This window comes from Micromonospora sp. NPDC052213 (assembly GCF_040679695.1).
In the GTDB taxonomy this organism is placed as follows: Bacteria; Actinomycetota; Actinomycetes; order Mycobacteriales; family Micromonosporaceae; genus Micromonospora.
On record NZ_JBFAVI010000377.1, the window covers coordinates 1 to 1,190 of the forward strand.

1 protein-coding gene and 1 pseudogene are annotated in these 1,190 nt (G+C 75.7%); both read left to right on the forward strand.

The genetic code is table 11. The features are described 5' to 3' along the window. A pseudogene (locus tag AB0L34_RS34105) lies at positions 1–502 on the forward strand (hypothetical protein); the annotation flags it as partial. Continuing rightward, the coding region (locus AB0L34_RS34110; RefSeq protein ID WP_363709803.1) for a polysaccharide deacetylase family protein at positions 495–1,190 on the forward strand (696 nt) is incomplete at its 3' end. The pseudogene AB0L34_RS34105 and the gene AB0L34_RS34110, both read left to right, overlap by 8 nt.

Genomic DNA, 1,190 nt, shown 5'->3' on the forward strand with positions numbered 1-1,190 from the left:
ACTGATTCCCGTCGTACCGGAATCGCCCCCCGTCTTCGTCGACCCGAGCGGGCGGCGACGTCGGCGGCTGCGCCGTCTCGCCTACTGCGCCGGCGCGGCCGGCGTGATCTACACGGTCATGGTGGGGGTCAGCTTCGCCGGCGGGCCGATCACCCCGGACACCGTCATCCCGTTCGTCGAGCCGACCAGCGAGCAGCGGCTGCCCTCGCCGAAACCGTCGGACACCCCCGCGCCGACCCGTGCCACGCCGGACACGCCCACCGACATCCGCACCGCGCCGGTGCGGGTGCCGGCAACCTCCGTCGCCCCCGCCACCACGGTCCCGCCGAGCCCTCGGTATCCCCGGCCGACCCGCACCGCACCGACCGCGCCCCGGCCCGTCCAGACGCCGGCCACCCCCGCGCCGCCCACCGCCCCCACCGCCGAGGTGCCGCCGCCCGTTGTCGACCCGCCGGCGGTTGTCGACCCGCCCGCCGCGCCGGTCGCGCCCGCCGATGAGTGACCAGGCGCCCGCCCGCCCGAACCCGCAGACAAGTGAGCAGCCCACAGTCACGCTGGACCCCCGCCGTGTGCGGGCCGCCCGCGGGCACCGGGCCGGGCGGCAGCCGGACGACGCGCCCACAGCCGTGCTGGACGTCCGGCAGATCCCCGGCGTGCGGCAGATCCCCGGCGCGCGCCGGTCCCGTGGGCGGCGTCTCCTGCCCCGGCCGAGCTGGGCCCTGGTCGCCATGGTCGTGGTCGTCCTGGGCGGTCTGCTGGTCGTCGAGGCGTACACGAACGCCGCGTTCGTACCGGACAACCGGGTGACGCCCGGCAGCCAGCGGGAGGTCCCCAGCTCGGTGGTCGGCGGCGGCCCGATCGTCAACGTCGGCGCGGAGGGCCGGACCCAGTCGCACCGCCTGCCGCCGCGGACCGTCGCGCTCACCTTCGACGACGGACCCGACCCGCGGTGGACGCCGGAGGTGCTGCGCGTCCTGGACAAGTACCAGGTCAAGGGCACCTTCTTCGTCATCGGTTCGCAGGTCGTCAGAAACCCGGAGGTGACCCGCCGGCTGGTGGCCGAGGGCCACGAGCTGGGCGTGCACACGTTCACCCATCCCGACCTCGCCGCGCTGCCGCAGTGGCGGCGCGAACTGGAGTACGCGCAGACGCAGCTCGCCATCGCCAGCACCACAGGTGTCCGGACGTCG